The organism is Bacillus sp. FSL P4-0290, assembly GCF_037975435.1.
GTDB lineage: Bacteria > Bacillota > Bacilli > Bacillales > Bacillaceae > Bacillus > Bacillus subtilis.
In genome coordinates this window covers 944,978-963,425 of record NZ_CP150253.1, presented here as the reverse complement: position 1 = coordinate 963,425, position 18,448 = coordinate 944,978, and the positions used below count along the sequence as shown (strand labels likewise).

The 18,448-nt window shown below is 42.9% G+C and carries 20 protein-coding genes and 1 pseudogene; 5 read left to right on the top strand and 16 right to left on the bottom strand.

Annotation, left to right across the window (positions count from 1 at the left end; genetic code table 11):
• Window positions 1-3: 3 nt before the first annotated feature.
• From MKY10_RS04985 to MKY10_RS04975, 3 genes are all read right to left on the bottom strand, one after another.
• Window positions 4-666: an HAD family hydrolase gene (locus MKY10_RS04985; protein ID WP_003245030.1), complete on the bottom strand. Its 663-nt coding sequence runs from the start codon at window positions 664-666 to the stop codon at window positions 4-6.
• A 126-nt stretch (window positions 667-792) separates the two neighbouring features.
• Window positions 793-1,215: a CBS domain-containing protein gene (locus MKY10_RS04980; RefSeq protein WP_003245462.1), complete on the bottom strand. Its 423-nt coding sequence runs from the start codon at window positions 1,213-1,215 to the stop codon at window positions 793-795.
• A 136-nt stretch (window positions 1,216-1,351) separates the two neighbouring features.
• The gene (locus MKY10_RS04975) at window positions 1,352-1,747 is read right to left on the bottom strand and encodes a YhcU family protein (protein ID WP_015252484.1); all 396 of its coding nucleotides are present in this window, start codon (window positions 1,745-1,747) and stop codon (window positions 1,352-1,354) included.
• Window positions 1,748-1,857: 110 nt separating this feature from the next.
• Here MKY10_RS04975 and MKY10_RS04970 point away from each other — a divergent pair, with 110 nt between their 5' ends.
• Entirely contained in the window at window positions 1,858-2,766 is a 909-nt protein-coding gene (locus MKY10_RS04970; RefSeq protein WP_015252485.1) for an RluA family pseudouridine synthase, read from the top strand.
• A 29-nt stretch (window positions 2,767-2,795) separates the two neighbouring features.
• On the opposite strand, the gene srtA is transcribed toward MKY10_RS04970, so the two are convergent.
• Entirely contained in the window at window positions 2,796-3,392 is a 597-nt protein-coding gene (gene srtA, locus MKY10_RS04965; protein ID WP_015252486.1) for a sortase SrtA, read from the bottom strand.
• The gene (yhcR, locus tag MKY10_RS04960; RefSeq protein WP_015252487.1) at window positions 3,389-7,042 is read right to left on the bottom strand and encodes an endonuclease YhcR; all 3,654 of its coding nucleotides are present in this window, start codon (window positions 7,040-7,042) and stop codon (window positions 3,389-3,391) included. The genes srtA and yhcR overlap by 4 nt, the downstream gene beginning before the upstream one ends.
• An 82-nt stretch (window positions 7,043-7,124) precedes the next feature.
• Between yhcR and MKY10_RS04955 the strand changes: the two genes are divergently transcribed.
• Window positions 7,125-7,778 carry a spore coat protein gene (locus MKY10_RS04955; RefSeq protein ID WP_009966881.1) on the top strand — a complete coding sequence of 218 codons (654 nt, stop codon included), beginning with the start codon at window positions 7,125-7,127 and terminating at the stop codon, window positions 7,776-7,778.
• Here the strand turns inward: MKY10_RS04955 and MKY10_RS04950 are convergent.
• Window positions 7,710-8,679 (bottom strand): annotated as a pseudogene (locus tag MKY10_RS04950) (hypothetical protein). The gene MKY10_RS04955 and the pseudogene MKY10_RS04950 overlap by 69 nt on opposite strands.
• A gap of 120 nt (window positions 8,680-8,799) precedes the next feature.
• Window positions 8,800-9,369 (bottom strand): YhcN/YlaJ family sporulation lipoprotein, encoded by a 570-nt coding sequence (locus MKY10_RS04945; protein ID WP_015252489.1) that lies wholly within the window; start codon window positions 9,367-9,369, stop codon window positions 8,800-8,802.
• A gap of 149 nt (window positions 9,370-9,518) precedes the next feature.
• Between MKY10_RS04945 and MKY10_RS04940 the strand changes: the two genes are divergently transcribed.
• Window positions 9,519-9,965, top strand: a complete 447-nt coding sequence (locus MKY10_RS04940) for a hypothetical protein (protein WP_015252490.1) — start codon at window positions 9,519-9,521, stop codon at window positions 9,963-9,965.
• Window positions 9,966-10,004: 39 nt separating this feature from the next.
• On the opposite strand, the gene tcyP is transcribed toward MKY10_RS04940, so the two are convergent.
• Window positions 10,005-11,396 carry an L-cystine transporter TcyP gene (gene tcyP / locus MKY10_RS04935; RefSeq protein ID WP_003244685.1) on the bottom strand — a complete coding sequence of 464 codons (1,392 nt, stop codon included), beginning with the start codon at window positions 11,394-11,396 and terminating at the stop codon, window positions 10,005-10,007.
• Between the two features lie 171 nt (window positions 11,397-11,567).
• Here tcyP and dgcK point away from each other — a divergent pair, with 171 nt between their 5' ends.
• Window positions 11,568-12,647 carry a diguanylate cyclase DgcK gene (dgcK, locus tag MKY10_RS04930; protein ID WP_015252491.1) on the top strand — a complete coding sequence of 360 codons (1,080 nt, stop codon included), beginning with the start codon at window positions 11,568-11,570 and terminating at the stop codon, window positions 12,645-12,647.
• Between the two features lie 2 nt (window positions 12,648-12,649).
• Here dgcK and MKY10_RS04925 read toward each other — a convergent pair whose 3' ends face one another.
• Window positions 12,650-13,480, bottom strand: a complete 831-nt coding sequence (locus MKY10_RS04925) for a MetQ/NlpA family ABC transporter substrate-binding protein (protein ID WP_003245726.1) — start codon at window positions 13,478-13,480, stop codon at window positions 12,650-12,652.
• A 435-nt stretch (window positions 13,481-13,915) separates the two neighbouring features.
• On the opposite strand from MKY10_RS04925, the gene cspB reads away from it, so the two are divergent.
• Window positions 13,916-14,119: a cold shock-like protein CspB gene (gene cspB / locus MKY10_RS04920; protein ID WP_003224086.1), complete on the top strand. Its 204-nt coding sequence runs from the start codon at window positions 13,916-13,918 to the stop codon at window positions 14,117-14,119.
• 91 nt (window positions 14,120-14,210) lie between these two features.
• Here the strand turns inward: cspB and MKY10_RS04915 are convergent, their stop codons facing one another.
• From MKY10_RS04915 to MKY10_RS04885, 7 genes are read right to left on the bottom strand one after another with little or no spacing between them, the layout of a single operon-like run.
• Window positions 14,211-15,152 (bottom strand): ABC transporter permease, encoded by a 942-nt coding sequence (locus MKY10_RS04915; RefSeq protein WP_003233421.1) that lies wholly within the window; start codon window positions 15,150-15,152, stop codon window positions 14,211-14,213.
• Window positions 15,145-16,062, bottom strand: a complete 918-nt coding sequence (locus MKY10_RS04910) for an ABC transporter ATP-binding protein (RefSeq protein ID WP_015252493.1) — start codon at window positions 16,060-16,062, stop codon at window positions 15,145-15,147. The genes MKY10_RS04915 and MKY10_RS04910 overlap by 8 nt, the downstream gene beginning before the upstream one ends.
• Window positions 16,063-16,078: 16 nt before the next feature.
• Window positions 16,079-16,777, bottom strand: coding sequence for an ABC transporter ATP-binding protein (locus tag MKY10_RS04905; RefSeq protein ID WP_015252494.1), 699 nt, complete (start codon window positions 16,775-16,777; stop codon window positions 16,079-16,081).
• A 1-nt stretch (window position 16,778) separates the two neighbouring features.
• Window positions 16,779-17,144, bottom strand: coding sequence for a GntR family transcriptional regulator (locus tag MKY10_RS04900; protein WP_015252495.1), 366 nt, complete (start codon window positions 17,142-17,144; stop codon window positions 16,779-16,781).
• A 2-nt stretch (window positions 17,145-17,146) separates the two neighbouring features.
• A complete protein-coding gene (locus MKY10_RS04895; RefSeq protein ID WP_015252496.1) occupies window positions 17,147-17,908 on the bottom strand; it encodes a hypothetical protein in 762 nt (253 codons plus the stop codon).
• A gap of 4 nt (window positions 17,909-17,912) precedes the next feature.
• Window positions 17,913-18,068, bottom strand: coding sequence for a hypothetical protein (locus tag MKY10_RS04890; protein WP_003233426.1), 156 nt, complete (start codon window positions 18,066-18,068; stop codon window positions 17,913-17,915).
• Window positions 18,068-18,442 (bottom strand): hypothetical protein, encoded by a 375-nt coding sequence (locus MKY10_RS04885; RefSeq protein ID WP_003233427.1) that lies wholly within the window; start codon window positions 18,440-18,442, stop codon window positions 18,068-18,070. Before MKY10_RS04885 ends, MKY10_RS04890 begins: the two co-directional genes overlap by 1 nt.
• Window positions 18,443-18,448: the final 6 nt, after the last annotated feature.

Here is an 18,448-nt window from a genome sequence, read left to right as displayed (position 1 = left end):
TTTCTAGTTTTGTGAGTTCAGATGATCAAGCAATAGGGCGAGCTCCATTTCCGCCATTGATTCAAGCCTGTGATCATAGTCTTCAAACATCAAGGTGCCCGTTACTTTATTCGGGACAATGACACACTTCATTCCTGCGCGTTTCGCAGCAATCGAACCATTGACAGAATCCTCAAACGCGAGACATTCCGCTGGCGATACCCCCAGGTTCTTTGCCGCCAATAAATAGAGTTCAGGATTCGGCTTCACCTCTTCCACATCATCCGCCGTTTGAATAACTTCAAAATCATCAAACAGGCCGATTTGCTTCAAATGGCCGGACACCCATTTATAATCAGAGCTGGAGGCAAGGCCTATTTTTAAGCCTAAATCCTTTGCCGCATTCAAATACGCTTCGACACCAGGTCTCGCTTTTTCTGATTCCATGCGTTTGGCAAACCGCTCTCTTCTCAATTGTGTGAGCTCTTCATGGTTCAGCTTTTTCCCGATCTGCTCTTCTAAATATTCAAAAGGCCGGAAACCCGCAGCAGTTCCGATGACCTTTCCCCAGACAGATAGCGGCAGCACTGAGCCGTGCTCTTCAAATATTTCCTGAAGAACCTCATATTCGTGTGTTTCTGTATCTAGAATAAGCCCGTCAAAATCAAAAATTAACGCTTTAATCACTGGGTACAACTCCTTTAGTACGAATTGAGACATATGTATACACTCACTATACCCCGAAACAAGTCTGCTTTCAAAAAGTAAGGTTTTATGTGAAGAAAGAGCCTGCACACTGCAAGCTCTTTCTTATTAATGAATGTTTTGGTGAGAAATGTTTGTCAGCGCTGATCCCGCAGACTCGTTCGACATCTGATTGACTGCCAGGTCTCCAAGCGCAACGATCCCGACTAGATTGTTTTGATCTACAATAGGAAGGCGGCGGATTTGGTGCTGGGCCATCAGCTGCGACGCGTCTTCCAGACTCATATTAGGGTTTCCTGATACGAGTTCTGTTGACATCACTTCTGAAACGGGTGTCTGGCCATCACGGCCCTGAGCTGTAGTTCTTAATGCAATGTCACGGTCAGTCAGCATTCCTTTTAAAACACCTTGCTCTACAACGGGGATCGCCCCGACGTTATGCTGTTTCATTAGAGAAGCCGCTTCCTGAATCGTTTGATTCGGAGAAACGGTTGCCACCTGCGTTGTCATTGTATCTTTAACTGAACTCATTGTCAGCACCCCTTTCAATCATTAGTATGTTCAGACACGAGCCGTTTAAAAAGGGAGTTAGAGGAAAGGTTTTATGATATGATTTCTCTGATACAAAAAGAGCTTTTCTAAAAATAGAAAAGCCCTTGCCGCATGATTATATCAGCCTTCTTTGACCGAAAAAGGCTTTGTTAGTCTTCTTTTGAAAGTCAGAAAAAGCAAACGGAAAATAAATCCCAAAATCATTCAGCATCTTGCTGTTTTTTTCAAAAATCGCCTGATCACTCAAATCAGAGTGCGGCGAAGGCTTGGTCAGGATAATATGTATCATTTGCAGACAAGCCATAATTTGAAATGCTTCTTTTAATGTTCCTTGGTAATAATGGTTATTTAAAGACAGAACGCCTTTCTTTTTAAAGCGCTGAATGTCCAGTTCGGAGAAATAAAGAGGAAATACATCATGGATCAGCTCCATAGTCAGCTCCTTGATAAAGCTCTCCTGTTCTGCAGTTGCTGCGTTCACAATTCTCACGTCAATCACCTTTCTTGCCATCGAATATCCTAAGTCTTACTCAAGAATAGCACAGAAAAAAACGCGAAAGCTAAGGTAAGTGTTTCCTATGAGAAACAGCAGCCTTCCGCTTCGAAAAGGAGCCATTTAACATGAACCAAAAAGGCAGAGGGCTTGAGATCCTCATCAATGAAAAACAGGACGGCCAATGGCTGTTTTCCGTACTCAAAACAGCGCTCAAAGCTTCTAAACCAGTGATACAAGACTGGATGTCCCATCAACAGATAAAGGTCAATCACGAATCGGTCTTAAACAATATGATTGTAAAAAAGGGAGACCGCGTGTTCATTGATCTTCAGGAAATTGAAGCATCTTCGGTCATTCCGGAGTATGGCGAGCTTGATATTTTATATGAGGACAATCATATGCTCATCGTCAATAAACCCGCTGGCATCGCGACGCATCCGAATGAGGATGGGCAAACCGGCACACTGGCTAATTTGATCGCGTATCATTATCAGATAAATGGCGAAACATGTAAGGTGCGCCACGTCCATCGTCTTGATCAGGATACATCTGGCGCTATCGTTTTTGCCAAGCATCGTTTGGCACACGCCATCTTAGACCAGCAGTTAGAGAAAAAGACGCTGAAGCGTACGTATACCGCTATCGCTGAAGGTAAGCTACGGACGAAAAAAGGGACAATTAATTCACCGATCGGCAGAGACCGCTCACACCCGACAAGACGCCGGGTTTCACCAGGCGGGCAAACAGCCGTCACTCATTTCAAGGTAATGGCCAGCAATGCGAAAGAACGGCTGTCGCTCGTTGAATTAGAGCTGGAAACAGGCAGAACACACCAAATCCGTGTTCATCTGGCGAGCCTCGGCCATCCGTTGACAGGAGACTCGCTTTACGGAGGCGGGAGCAAGCTGCTAAACAGGCAGGCACTGCACGCCAATAAAGTACAAGCGGTTCACCCGATAACAGACGAGCTCATAGTTGCTGAAGCCCCTTTCCCTGCTGATATGAAAAACCTTTGCCGCACATATTTTTCATGAAGAAAAGCCGCAGGCACTGCCTCGGCTTTTTAAGTCACTCGTTTTCCATATATAATATAGCGCTTCGGGGCATTTCCGACGTATGAAAACGGATAGCAGGTCGTCAGAATCAGCTCTTCCTTTTCATGCTGGAGCGTGATAATAGATGTGTCATCCTTATCGACAATTTTTGTTTTTACAATTTCATATGTGAATTCTCCATATGACAGGAGAAGACGGAGCTGATCCCCCTTTTCCAGCTCTCCCGTCCGGCGAAACACGGTATCCCGATGTCCCGACAGCACAATTTGTCCGTTTTCATCAGGATAATAGCTGTCCTTGTAATGCCCGACACCTTTTTCTAAATCATCAGCATCGGTGCCCTCCACGATTGGAAGCTCTGCATTGATTTTCGGTATTTCCAAAATGCCGCTCGCTTGGCCGGTCTCAGGCTTAAATGATGCTTTGTTCTTTGCTTGATCTGTGCTATTTTTCGTCCCCAAAAGTTCCTGCGGCTTTTCTGCCGCCAGTTTTGCTTCTTTTAATGTCTGTTCCGTTTTCATATTCGTATCGATTAATTTAAAGCCTCCATAGCCTGCGATCACTAGGCCGGCAGCAATGATGAATAGTGGAATAACTTTTTTCACGTTCTGGAGGCGCTCCTTTTTCTTCTGACATATAGATAAGTTCCTGACAATGTCACCGCAGCACCGATTACCATAAAGTTATAGTAGCCCGCTGACGTATCCGGAAGCTGATGATCAGACCCGCTTTCCGCAGTCTCGGTTTGTAACGGCAATGTGCTGATGCTATTAGCAGTATCAGCGGTTTTTGTGTTGTTGATTGGTATTTCATTGAATCTCGAAATGGCTGAAGGCGGAAGCTGATGAACCGGTGCTGTTCCCGGAGTTTCTTTTATATCAGGCAAATCTTCATCTGGCCTTGGATCCTCTTTAATCGGATCTTCCGTCCCCGGATCATCTCCAGGCTCTTCCGTAATCGGGTCTTCTGTTACAGGGTCTTCAATATCACTGGTTTCAGCAAGCTTAATTCTTCCCTCTTTTGTATACGCAATTGGCTCATCAAAACTCTTCACGTACTCAACTGTCGCTTCCAAATCCTCAGGCCCTGTCACCGGATTTTTTCCCAGCAGTCCGATTGGCTGATATTTGGCTCCTGTCGCCGTCGCCATAAAGTTGTTGACGGTCAATGTATATGTGGCATCGGGCTGGATCTCGGTGCCATCTGCCATTTTCAAATCAACTGCTTTTCCGGTTTCTTTATCCCACGTATACGTAAACCCGCTGATGCTGTAGTCAGGCCCAAAAACCGGCGAGATTTGAGCATTGATAATCTCTCTTAAATCTTTTCCTTTAATCTCAAGCTTCGTTAACACATTTCCAAACGGCTGAATATTGTAAAGATCTCCCCACGTAATCGGGCCCTTCTTCAACGCTTCACGTATGCCGCCGCCATTCATAAGGGCAAAATCCGTTTTCATGGCAGCTCTCATGCCATCCGCAATCAGGTTTCCAAGAGGTGTATCGCCGTCATTTGAATACCCCCCTTCCATATCAACAGCGGCTTCGCCGACTACCTCGCTGATAATCGGTTCCGCAATTGTTTCGTATTTCTTTAAAATGGCTGACGCGCTGACATCCGGTTCGATTTTACTTTGATCAACATATACGATTTCCGCGGACTTTTTGACAATGTCTTTTGTCGTTTTATCGATCTCTACATCAACGACACCTATCGCTTTTCCATATTCAAACGCTTGAACAATCAGTTTTCCATTCACTTCACCGTTAACAACCTGATGATTATGCGCGGCAAAAATCACGTCAATTTCAGAATCTGTTTTGTTTGCAAGATCAGCAGACTCACCGGTAATGGCGTTGCTGTTTTGTTCAGCTGACATATGTGCGAGAACCGCGATGGCCTTCACGCCTTTTTTCTTGAGCTCTTCGGCCGCCTTATTCACCGCTGTTGCTTCATCTGTAAACTCGATATTTTTTATTCCTTCAGGCATAACCATGCCAGCTGCCGACTGTGTGACAACCCCGATAAAAGCAACGGGTACGCCCTCCACATTTATGATGTCATAAGCCGGCAAAAAGGGCTCTCCAGTTGATTTCATTTTACAATTGGCACATACAAGGGGAAAGTTCTGTCCATCATATCCGCTTGTGCCTTTCGGATGATCACCGCCATTTAAGATCCTCAGAAGTTCATCCGTGCCTTCATCAAATTCATGGTTTCCCACGGTTCCGACATCAAATCCGATGTCCTCCATCAGTTCTACAGTCGGTTCATCTTGAAGAAGAGAGGAAACTGGAGAGCTTCCGCCGATCATATCTCCCGCGTGCACAATCAGCGAGTTTTTCTTTTCAGCCTTTTTTTCTTTTAAATATGCGGCGGCATAATCCATGCGTCCAAACGTGCCGTCTGCAATTCCATTTCCATCAAGATCAAGCTCATATTGCTGATCGATTTTGCCATGCAAATCATTCATGCTGAGAATTCTAAGCGGCACATGTTCTTGAGGTGCCGTTTGCCTTTTTTTATATCCCGCGCTCTCCGCTTCACTTGCTGAAGCGAAGAAAATTCTGTTTTCCACAGCTACCTTCTTCCAGTCAGCTGGCTGCACATATGTTTTATTCGACGAGTCCCCCACATATCTTGTTAAGCCTTTCCCTTGCTCTCTGGCTCTGAATTCAAACGGCATTTCCATGAGGGGATCGTTTTCATTCCAAATTCCTTTTTGATCTTTTTTTGCAGCGGCTACTGCGGCCTGAAATTGCTGATAATCCTCTTCATTGTCAACCGGCCAAATAAAATACGTCGGAGCATAGCCATTTTTTACAAGCTCTAAGTTTACGTTGGAACCTGATTCGGTTATGACTTGTCCAAGCAATCTGCCATAGCTGTCCTTGGCTTCACTCCCGACCTTGACAGTAATTTTATCACCCGGGGACAGAACCGTTTTTAGATAGTCAGATGCTTTTTTGCCAAATCTTAATTGATTTTCATCTGCGTCATTTTTTGGTGTGTGATATGTTTCGGGTGTATCTACATTTACAAACCGGATTTTTGTCGTTCCAAGCACCGGAGATTTGAGATGAATGGTATCGCCGTCAACTACCCGGTCAACAATCCCTTCATATTCTCCCTCCGCAGACGGAGGTGCAGGCTGCTCTTCAAGCAGCTTCAGGTCAGCCGATTTTCGCGGAAGCAGCTGAAAGGTTTGGTATCTGCTTAACACACCGGTAAATTCATACCATTTGCCCTCATCAAGCTCGTCTATCACCCCTGTTTCATTCATAACCCGGAGCGTCATTGCATGATGGTCGTCATCAATCATTGTTACATTGTAACCGCCGCCGGCAGGAGAACTTGGAATTGAGGAAACAAAAGCGGTTAGTTTCACAAGGCGTCCTTCATACTGATCACCTAGGCTGCCGTTAATAAGTTCATTGATTGTTAAGTGTTTGGGGGCGGGGAGGGATTGATTTGACTGGTTGATTTTGATGCCTGATGAGCTTGGAACGATTTCTTTCAGCCCCTGGTAAGACATGATTTTCCCTGTCACCGTGACATCCATACCCTCTTTTAATTCGGGAAATTGTTCAGGGGATGGCGAATAAATGTTAATGCCTCCGGTTTCATCTTGCAAAAAGGTCGACAGCTTCCCGCCTCCGATTGCGTTTTGATCAGCTGTAATGATCCCTTTTATCGTTACTTCTTCATTCAGCCTTCCCCGTGCTTCATTTATGGTCACTTGCTGTTCAGCCGGCGGAGTTTTCGTGTCATCGGTTACGTTCATCGACTGAACGTTTTTAAGTCCTGTCGTGTTAAAGTAATTTTCAAGCTTTCCTTGAACCGTTATCTTTTTCCCAAGAAGAAGCGGATTGGTTTGCAGCCCAAATTGGCTTCTGAAGGCGGAGGGGATTTGCACAGGAAGGATGTGTTCGGGCGATGTCTCGTTTTTACGGTCTGCCAGCGCAACATTATAATCATTTGAAAAAGGGCTTGTCAGCTTATAATGCTGTGGGGAAACAGCCTGGCCGACTGCATATCCTTCGACAAGCGCCTGTCCTTCTTTTTGCTGTATTGCCTTCTCAATCGATATAGGCTGTTGCGGTTCAGCTGCCTTTACAGCTTCGAACGTGTACATTACATTTAAGAACATCAATGCCGTGATCAACACAATATGCAGAATACGCCTCATCATATTTCCTCCCTTATACACATAATGACAACGATTTTGTCTGCTTATCATTTCGACAGACAGCATATAAATCCTTTCAGGCTTCTGCATAATACACGGCAGACTGACACAAAATACAGCTGATCTGAAAAAAAAGGAGGAATTCGGTTTGGATCAGTTCAATCAGCAGCAACAATCCCAAATGAACAAAGGTATTCCTGGCAAACCGCATAAAAACCACGGCGGACATGAAATGTTTGATATGCATGAGGTGCTTTCCGGAACACTTACTGTGCTAGATCAGTTTATGATGCTGAGACAATTCTGTAAGGATCAAGAATTACTAAACATCCTTGATCGTCAACATCAATTCATTACATCTCAATACAATATAACTGCAGAATGCTTCAAAACAGGAAGCGAACCTTCACAAAAAACAGCAACTTATATGATGAAGGAGGACAACCAGACTGTTTACGGCATGCAGCCGTCACAGCCTAAAAAACCTGTTCAATCCATGAATGATATTGATGACAGCATCATCAGCCGACAAATGCTTTGCGCGATTAAAGCACAAGCTTCTATGCTGACGATGGCTTCTCTGGAAATGACAAATCCGGCCGTAAGACGCGTACTGTCTGCGCAAATTCAGGAGTATGTTGAAATGGCATTTGAAATTTTCCTATACCAAAACAAACACGGCTATTACCAGGTTCCTCAGCTTGATGCGCAGGATATGGAACAGCTGAGAAATTCATTCGCCCCTGCCCAAGGACAAATGCCTCCGACACAAGGCGGAATGGGTCAGCAAGGACTTCACTAATAACAAAGGCATTGGATAGATACTATCCAATGCCGCACTGTTTTTTTTCAAATTTTTTCTTGAAATCTTTTTCAAATTGATCAAGACTTTCCTTTGTTGCTGATTTAAACCCTTTTTCAAAGTCCCCTTTTTTTGCTGTTTCCTTAATCATTTCTGAAATAATGTCTTTCCCATATTTGTCCGTCAGCTCATCGATCATATAAAAGCTTTGCAAATAGACATCAGTGTCATATTCGGCTCTGGCTTCCTGCCAGTCTCGATCAGTCTGCAAACGGTCAAAGGGCACGACAGAAAACGTGATCGGATCTATGAGCAATTCATAGTTCGCAATCCACTCGCTTAACCCTTCATGAAACCATAACGGAAACTCATCGGGATCCGTCTCAAGCTCCTTCAATTTCTGGTGAAACGCATGGTGCGAGTATTCATGAATCAACAATCTCTGGTACAAATAAACCGCTACCTCGTCCCCTTCTAACAGTTTCTTTTTCTCTTCAGGCAACAATCCGATCAGCTGCTCCCGTTCAGAATAAAAACCAACTACATCCAATAAACCGGAGTAAGCCTCCATCTGTTTTTCATTAGGAAAAAAAATAATGTCAATAGGCTTTTGATTCGAATATCCAATCATAATCTGATTAATACTGACCGCATATTCAAGCGTTTCTTTCGTCAATGGCAGTAAGGACTTTTCCTTAGAAGTGTAATAAATATCGGCCTGTTTGAATGACTCTTTCTTCATGTGCTTCGTCACTTGTTCTTTTGTTATTCCAGATGCCTGACCTGGAAAAGACAGGATATACATCGCGCTTGATACGATGGCTGAGCTCACAGCCAGCATCACAAGGACTCCGCACAGGAATAGAGCGGATGCCGCACGCTTTCCTATGCCATCCCGCAAACGTCTCCCTCCCTGAGCCGGTCCGTCTTGTACCTTTTTATTTTTACTCTATGCAGCCTGAGTTCGCAGTGTGTCATTAACGCAAAGAAAAAGCCGCACAAATTGTGCGGCTTTTTTTATTTATTCAGCGTTAGGGAATACGCGCTGTACAGTTTGTGTAAATTCATCAAATAATCCGGCGATTGGGTCACCATTTTGAATACGTTTTCCATATCCTTGCATACGCTCTACAAAATCAGGGTTAGCTGAAACGTAAACATTATCAATGTTTTTGTCAGTAGATCTTACCTTTTTGGCTATTTTTTTCTTCAAATTGTTTTCTACTGCACCTTTATTTCCATTGGTTAAAACGACTGCAACGTAGGCTTGATTTCCAGCCACAATGATATCGGCATGCTTTACTTCTTTTAGGTCTGTTACTTTATCAGCTGCTTCATCAGCAACCTCAAGTTTTCGGTCGTTTTTATTATCGTCATTTACACGATTGTTATTGACATTATCATTAACATTATTGTCAACGTTATCCCGATTGTTTACATTCCGCATATCGTCATTGGCCGGATTTCGATAATTTACGTTTCTTACATCATTATTATCACGTCTGCCCTCACCTTGGTCGGCTACACCGCAGCCAGTCATAAGCAAAGGGATAAGAAGCATAGACGCAAGGACTTGTTTTTTTCCAAACATGTGAATTCCTCCTTTATCACTTTACTTATAGGTTTTTCTAACTGGGTTTAATTATGCATGCAAATCTGGAGGAAATGCTTTCCCGGGAAATATAACGGTTAATTTGTCTAACGAGGGGGAAAATATGAATACACTGCAAAGGAGGGATCATGTTGTTCAACCAGCGAAGAGGAATCAGCCCCGCAGCATTGATCATAGGATCAACTATGCTTATTGCTGCATTATCACCTCAGATCCGCCAAAGAATCAGCGGGTTTATCACAGGACAAATGAACAGACGAAATTCAGAAAATAACACGTTTGATGCTTCTAATGTAGGAAACATGGTCAAACAAGCATTTAGCAGAAGCAGCGGTGATAACCAAGACCGTTCGCAACATCAAAGCCAGCGGCAAAATGGCCGTCAGCACCAGCACGCAGGACAGCAGCAACCACAGCATCAGCATACACAGTCTCAAACTAGGCAAACTGAGACACCCGCGAAAAAAAGACAGCCGCATTATGCTGAACCCATTCATTTTGAACAAAGCGCAATGAATGTCATGGACGACAACACGATGATGGAAATGCTGGAGGACTTAGAACCCGGCCGTTAAAAAAACGTGTAATCCTGTTGGATTACACGTTTTCATATGTTACGCTTCTTCAGCTTCAATCACTCTGGATTGATCATGAAATGCCCCTTGATCAATTTCCTTTGTGACCTTACTTGTAATAAGACCGGATGTCATGCTTCCGCTGACATTCAAAGCAGTACGCCCCATGTCGATTAACGGTTCAATTGAGATTAACAAACCGGCGAGCGCGACAGGCATGTTTAATGATGATAAAACAAGAAGCGCCGCGAATGTCGCTCCGCCGCCGACTCCGGCAACCCCGAAGGAGCTGATGGCAACGACTGCGATAACAGTGATAATAAACACCGGGTCAAATGGATTTTGGCCGACAGTCGGAGCAATCATCATCGCCAGCATCGCAGGATAAATGCCGGCACATCCATTTTGGCCGATCGAAAGACCGAACGAACCGGCAAAGTTTGCGATTCCCTCCGGTACACCCATGCTTCTCTGTGTTTTAATATTCAGCGGTAAAGCACCTGCGCTAGATCTTGACGTAAATGCAAATACAAGTACAGGCACCGCTTTTTTCAAATAAATCACCGGATTCAAGCCGCTGAACGTCAGCAGCAGCAAATGAATGATAAACATAGTGATTAACGCGGCATATGAAGCAATCACGAACATGCCCAGTTTTAAAATGCTGTCAAGATCACTCGTGGCAATTGTTTTTGTCATGATGGCTAGCACCCCATAAGGCGTCAGTCTCAAAATGAGTGTGACAACACGCATGACAATGGCATAAACGGCATCAACCAGTTTTTTAAATGTTTCTGCCTGTTCCGGCTGTTTGTGTTTGACGCCGAGGAATGCCACTCCAAGGAAAGCGGCAAAAATAACGACAGCGATTGTTGAAGTCGGTCTAGCTCCCGTGAAATCTAAAAACGGGTTTCCAGGCAGCAGTTCAACAATCTGCTGCGGCAGCGTTTTCGCTGTCATATCCTCTGATTTCTGCTGAAGCTCCTGCCCCCGTGAAAGCTCTGTACTTCCTTGGTCAACCTGAATCGCCTGCAGATCAAATGAAAGCGCGGACGCGATACCGACAGCTGCAGCAACTGCTGTTGTTGCTACTAAAATCCCGATAATCAAACCGCTGATTTTCCCAAGATTTTTTGTCAGCTTCAGCTTTGTAAATGCGCCGAGAATCGAAATAAAGACGAGCGGCATGACAACCATCTGAAGCAATTTGACATATCCGCCCCCGGCAATATTAAACCAGTCGGCTGTTTGAATGACTATATTTGAAGTCGGGCCGTAAATCAGCTGAAGCGCAAATCCGAATACAATTCCCAGCCCCAGCGCAGTAAATACACGTTTAGAGAAGGAAACATGTTTTTTCTGCATAACAAAGAGCCCTAAGATAAGTAAAAATAAAATAAATACATGTAATACAACCAGTAAAGTCTCCAAAGCAGGTAAACTCTCCCTTCAAATTTTCTCATTTACTATATTACACTAATTCCGATGGGTCAAGTGCGAATTATTTTAACTTATCAATTCAAGTAAAAAAACCTTATATAATGCCTTTTTTGTTCTTTTCTTTCCCTTCCATCTTTAGTACCTTATATAAGGGTGATAATATTGCTGAAAGAACTGTTTGTAAATTTGACCATTTTAATCACATTTAATTATCTCTTCACCCACCTGTTTAAAGAAAGGTTAGTACATAAAAAAGACAGCATATCTTTTCAAGCTGTTAAGGGACTGGCCTGCGGTTTACTCGGGGTTATTCTGATGGTTTTTGGATTTACCTATCAGCATTCAATTATTGATCTTCGAAATATCCCTATTATGATTGCCGCTCTTTATGGAGGCTGGGTTTCAACGGCAACGGCCCTGGCCATGATCACTGCAGGCCGCTTGCTGATTACAATGAACACATCTGCACTATACTCGGTTATTATCATTTGTATCGCTGCCATCCCGTCACTCATTGTTTCTAGAAGAAAAAAAGTTCAACTAAAACATGCTTTCTATCTTTTAATAATCACAAATAGCTTGATCTCCTTTTCCTTTTATTTTCTTATAGATTTACATTCATACGAACTTCATTTGTATTTTTGGATCATATCAATAGCGGGCGGCATGCTCAGTTTATATATTATTGATCATGAAACAAATGCACATCTTCTTTTTAAACAATATAAGTTTCAGGCGCACTTTGACTTTTTAACAGGCGTGTATAACCGAAGAAAGTTTGAAGAAACCACAAAAGCTCTGTATCAGCAGGCGGCCGATACCCCGCATTTTCAATTTGCACTGATTTATATGGATATCGATCATTTTAAGACCATCAATGACCAATATGGCCATCATGAAGGAGATCAGGTGCTCAAAGAGCTAGGGTTACGTCTGAAGCAGAGCATCCGAAATACTGATCCTGCCGCTCGGATCGGCGGTGAAGAATTTGCCGTGCTCCTGCCGAACTGTTCTCTTGATAAAGCAGCCCGGATCGCTGAACGGATCAGGAGCACTGTAAGTGATGCACCGATTGTATTAACAAACGGCGACGAGCTTTCAGTTACGATATCACTAGGGGCCGCTCATTACCCCAATAATACGGAACAGCCAGGATCCTTGCCCATTCTTGCCGATCAAATGCTTTACAAAGCGAAAGAAACGGGACGGAACAGAGTGTGTTTTTCAGAAAAAAAAGAATGAATTCAATGTTCGAATTCATTCTTCCAATCTGAAAGACGTTTCAAAGGCAGAAAAGCCGGGACAAGATCTCCCTGATATTCTTTTTCTATAAATGCCGCTGTATCATCAGCTTGATAAAGCTCAAGAATGGTTTGCAGCGCTTCCCGATCTTGATCCTCCGCTCTGACAACAATCAAATTCATCTCTTCCTCAGACATGAGTCCGCCGCTCTTTAGCGTATGCTTTTTCGGGTTCAAGCCCGCTTTTTTTGCTTCTGATGGTTTCATGACAAACACGTCGGCACCGCTCACTGCATCCTGTTGCCGGACAGCTTTTAATTTCAGGTGTCTCGGATTATCTTTAATCATATCAACTGAACCTGTTCCGTTAAATCCGTTTTTCAGCGTTAGCAAACCCGCTTCCTGGAGCACCGTAAGCGCCCTGCCAAAATCGAACGCTTTATCCGGAACAGAAACGACAGCTCCCCGCGATATATCTCGGATTCGTTCATATCGTTTTGAATAAATGCCCATGGGCGTTATGTATGTCGTCCCGAGCGGTGCCAAATTAAGTTTGTATTTTTCAGTGAACGACTGAAAATATGAAATGGTTTGAAAGGCGTTGGCATCAATTTCTTTGTTAGCAAGTGCGATATCAGACTCCGCATAATCAGAAAAAGGGATCAGCTGAATATCCAGCCCTGCCTCTTCAGCCTTTTGAGCAATATAGTTCCATATTGCCCCGTCAGACTCAGCAATCCCGATTTTTATCGATTCATGTTCTGCAGACGGTGAACATGCAGTAAATGAAACGAGAAGAACAAGGACGAAACTGCATATAAGCCACTTTTTCATTGTGACCATACTCCTATCTATGTATTAGAGCATGCAAGCAATATCAGACATAAAAATCATACGCTCTCTTAGTTGATAAACGTTGTCATTTGTAATATTGATTAACTTTTACCTTACTCATATCCAATAAGGTTGTCAATTCCTATTACTTATCTTCCCAAAATGAAGGAATACTAAGGCAAACGTATGATCACATATCGAGAAAACAGATGAATTTCCGTAAATAAATATCAAATTGAAAAATAAATATGGTATTTTCCGAAAAAAATTTCAATAAGCAGTTGTTTTTTCTGAAGATTACTGGTAGAGTAAAGGTAATTATTTTTGTTCGAACTATCTTTAAGAAGAAAGTTTTGTAAGAGTTTTCGTCTTGAAAGTTTGTTAAGAGCAAGAATAGTGAATTTAAGCGTTATGATCGCTTTAGGAGGAAATTTCATGTTAGAAGGTAAAGTAAAATGGTTCAACTCTGAAAAAGGTTTCGGATTCATCGAAGTAGAAGGTCAAGACGATGTATTCGTTCATTTCTCTGCTATTCAAGGCGAAGGCTTCAAAACTTTAGAAGAAGGCCAAGCTGTTTCTTTTGAAATCGTTGAAGGAAACCGCGGACCACAAGCTGCTAACGTTACTAAAGAAGCGTAAGCATAAATTGATATGAAAAACTGCAGGTGCAAACCTGCAGTTTTTATTTTGACAAAAAAGCTGTTTTGCATAAGCAAAACAGCTTTCTTTATTAGTTTGCAATATCCCGCTTCATGAAGATTCCGAAAGCAAGCAACAGGAAGATGATAAAGTAGATCGCTAGCATGACGAGAGAAAACGTCATAGTCATCCCTTTTATTAACGGTGTGCCATCCACATACTGAGTCAAGTCGACATTAGCAAACAATATATACTTTGCCCAGTCAAATTTCGCTGCAATAAATGCAGTTGCAGTCGTACCGGCAACCAACAAGAAGATGGAAAAACCAACCGCAAGAGAGCTGTTTCTGAATACCGCAGACAGCATAAACGCCATCGTCGCCACCATTAAAGCCGAGACGGATTCAGAAAGATACGTTGTGGCCAAATGCCCCATCATGTTTTGCTCAATGACATGGCCATCCTTATAGATTAAATGAATATTCGCGGCGGTTTCACCACCCGTCCCGAAGAAGATCAACCCTAATAAAGTAGAACCGATAAATAAAATCAACAGCAATAGGAGCCCAAACAGGAGAACTGTAATATATTTGGACATCAAAATTTGAAAACGGCTGAGCGGCCGAATCATTAATAGCTTAATCGTTCCCCAATTAAATTCGTTCGCGACAATTCCGGCCGCGATGATAATAGTAAACAGACCGGTAAGGATGGTAAAGTTTGCTGAATCCGTTACATAAGACCATACCGTATAGCCCGTGTCACTAGGGATATTATGCTCGATGCGATAGTCGTTGAGTGTGATTGTTTCTTTATACCCATCTTTCAGTGAAGGATCTTCTTTGATTTCTTTCTTTAATTCGGCGTTTTGTGCTTGAAGTTCTTGTTTCCAATGGGAATTTGATTCACCAGCAGAAAAATGATTCGCCAAAAATGCAAATCCAACCATTGTCAGCCCCAGAATTCCGATCATCACCCATGTTCCGGCACGGCTGAAAATTTTTAGCCACTCATTATAAATCAAATTAAGCATGCTGAACCTCCTCTTTTGTTTCACCTGTCATTTCTAAGAAACGGTCCTCTAATGATTTTGTTATGACCTTGACCTCATAAATACGGATTTGCTGCATCACCAGCAATTCAATAACCGCAGGGACTTCTTCTTTAGCCAGTTTGATTTCTACACCATTTGTCTTACTCAGCAAATCGTACTGATTTAAAACAGCAGCGGCTTCATTCGGCTGCTCAACCTGGAAGAAATATGTATCATTCTCATCAATGTTTTCATCTTTTACATTTTGAATATCGATCAGCTTTCCTTTTTGCAGAATCGCAATTCGATCACACATCAGTTCCATTTCTGACAGCAGGTGGCTTGAAACGATGACAGCCATTCCTCTTTCTCGGGTCAGCTTCTTTAAATGATCTCTGATTTCTCTGATCCCCGCCGGATCAAGGCCGTTTGTCGGTTCATCCAAAATCAGCACTTTCGGATCGTGCAGAAGGCATTGTGCCAAGCCAAGACGCTGTCTCATCCCCAGAGAATATGTTTTCACCTTGTCGTGGATTCTGTCTGTTAAACCGACCAGTTCAACAACTTCATCAATTTTTTCCTTCGTGACACCCTTGACCATCCTTGCGTATTGCTGGAGATTTTTATATCCGCTCAAAAATTTATACAGCTCGGGATTCTCAACGATCGCTCCGATATGCTTAATCGCCTTGGCATATTCTTTCGTAATTGATTGGCCGCAAATGAGGACATCACCTTTCGACAGCTTCATTAACCCCACCATCATCCGGATGGTTGTCGTTTTCCCCGCTCCGTTTGGTCCTAAAAAACCGAATACCTCGCCTTCACGAATCGTAAAACTGAGATCATCAATGATCGTTCGGCCTCTGATGTTTTTAGTCACGTTTTTCAATTCCAACACTGTTTTCATCATATTCCTCCTCTTTCTAGCAAACTTCCATTTTTGATTTAAACCATTGCAAAACAGACATGCCTTCCTGTTCACGAATATCTTCTACTTCACGCTGCGCAACTTTTTCTCCATTGGCGAGGATGATTACTTCATCTAACAAAGTCTCAATTTCATCAATTTCATGTGTCGCGATCACGACAATCTGCTGCTCAAAATCAATGTACGACACAAGGCTGTTTACGATGGAATCCCTGACCATCGGATCAAGCCCGGAAAAAGGTTCATCAAGCAAGATGACGTCTGCCCGTCTCGCTAAAGCAAGAACGATTTTCAGCCGGCCCCGATTTCCTTTTGATAGCTTTTTGATCTTTTTTTCCGGATTCAGCTGCATCTCATTCAATAGCTTATAAGCCTGTTCTGTTTGAAAATCAGGAAACTGCGACTGATAAAAATTCACCATATCTTTAACAGTGAAATGCGGATAAAACATATCAAGCTCAGTAAGATAAGCCGTTTGACGCACCATTTCTCTCGTAACCTGCTCTTCATCAACTTTCACAAATCCTGAAGTCGGAAACAGAAGGCCAGCCATCATTTTCAGGGTCGTTGACTTGCCGCTGCCGTTCGGTCCGATCAGGCCATAAATCCGTCCGGATGATAGGGTGATTGACACATCATTGACGGCCGTATGGCGGCCGTATTTTTTTGATACATGTTCTAGCTTGATTTCCATTTTAGCCTCCCTCTGTGAATGTTTTAATCCCTTCTACCATTTCCTCTTTCGTTAGCCCCAGCTCTTTCATTTGCTTGACAAAGCCTTCCAGCACCTCTCGTGTCAGCTTGTCTTTCAGCTCGTCTACGATTTCTGCTTTTTCCGCAATAAACGTCCCTTGACCTCTTCTTGTCTCCACAATACCCAGCCTTTCCATCTCACTGTAAGTTCTTTGAATTGTATTGGGATTTACCTTAGTTTGAATCGCCATTTCTCTTACTGAAGGAAGCTTGTCTCCTGGGAGCAGCTCCTTCCTGACCAGCCTATAAAAGATCTGATCAGCGATCTGCAGATAAATCGGTTTCGAGGATTGGAATTGATTGTCCATATTTACACCTCTACTTTACGATCAAGCAGTTTTGAAGCCATAATGAGCAGCAAGAATGTGATGACTAAAGTAATAGGCAACCCTAGCACAGACAGATGGATAGGTTTTAATTCCAATCTCCAAACATTGTGGAAGTGGAAATCAAAATTGCAATAGACTGTTACAGGCCAGAAATGCTTTTGAGATTCAACCAAAGGGCTTATGATGTATTCATCGAAGAATAACCACACTGCAACCAACAGAACCATCGCAGCCCACCGCATTCCGCGCCAATTTCTGAGAGAGTGAAAAACAGTCCAAAACACAATGACTGTTACTGACATATCTAACGAAGAAATAAGCCCATACATATTCAGCAGAGCCACTATACTCGTTATATCAACTTGATGCTCCAGCAGATTTTTTACAGAGAGCATATGATACATCCATATGCCATAGGCTGTTAATGCCAACTGAATCACAAATTGATAGAGCAAAGATGCTGCCAATTTAGAAGAAAACAGCCATAAGCCGCCATTTGGATTGTACAGCCAAAGCTGTGATTTCCCTTCCTTGCGAAGGTGATAAAACACAAAAACAGGAGATAAGAAAAGCAGAAAAAAAGCAACTGCAACAAAAAAACCAAAAATGACTAGAGGTTCTTTCGTGCGAGAAGCTATAATATGGCCTGTTCCCAATAAGAAAATGATTCCGCATATCCATACTAGCAGCCACATTCTTGAAAGCTTGATATCTTTCTTTAATAAACCTAAAAAAGAATTCATGTCTTTACCTCCCGGAAAAAATCCTCGGTGTATGAGTAACATAGTACACTAGATCAAGGTGGAATACAACATATTCCATGGATTTATTTGATAAAAACATAATTGATGGAAACAGCAAAAAAGGCAAACCCGCATGAGTAAACGGATTTGCCTTTTTCATTACTTTTTCTTATTTTTCATAGAGAGCAGCGCATCACGATAGCTGCGGTCCTGCATTTTGTCACTTTCCTCAGTGACCTCTTCTTCTGCATGAACTTCATCAGAATGCTTAAACTTTTGCAGCGCCTGCCTGTAAATATCATCACCCATTGTGTCACGCTTCTCTTTTGGAGAATCGTTTTTGACAACGGATGGCGTATGCTCGGCAGCCCTTGCTTCAGCAGGGTAATGCGCTTCGTTTTTTTCCTCTTCTGGAGGTGCGATTCTATCGGTTGCTTCTTGCTTCTCAGGTCCAGGTGAGGCGTTGCGGACGTTAAATGTAATAAGGGCCGCAATGACAATGACAGCAGCAATTATTGCTATAATAATGGCCATTTCAAC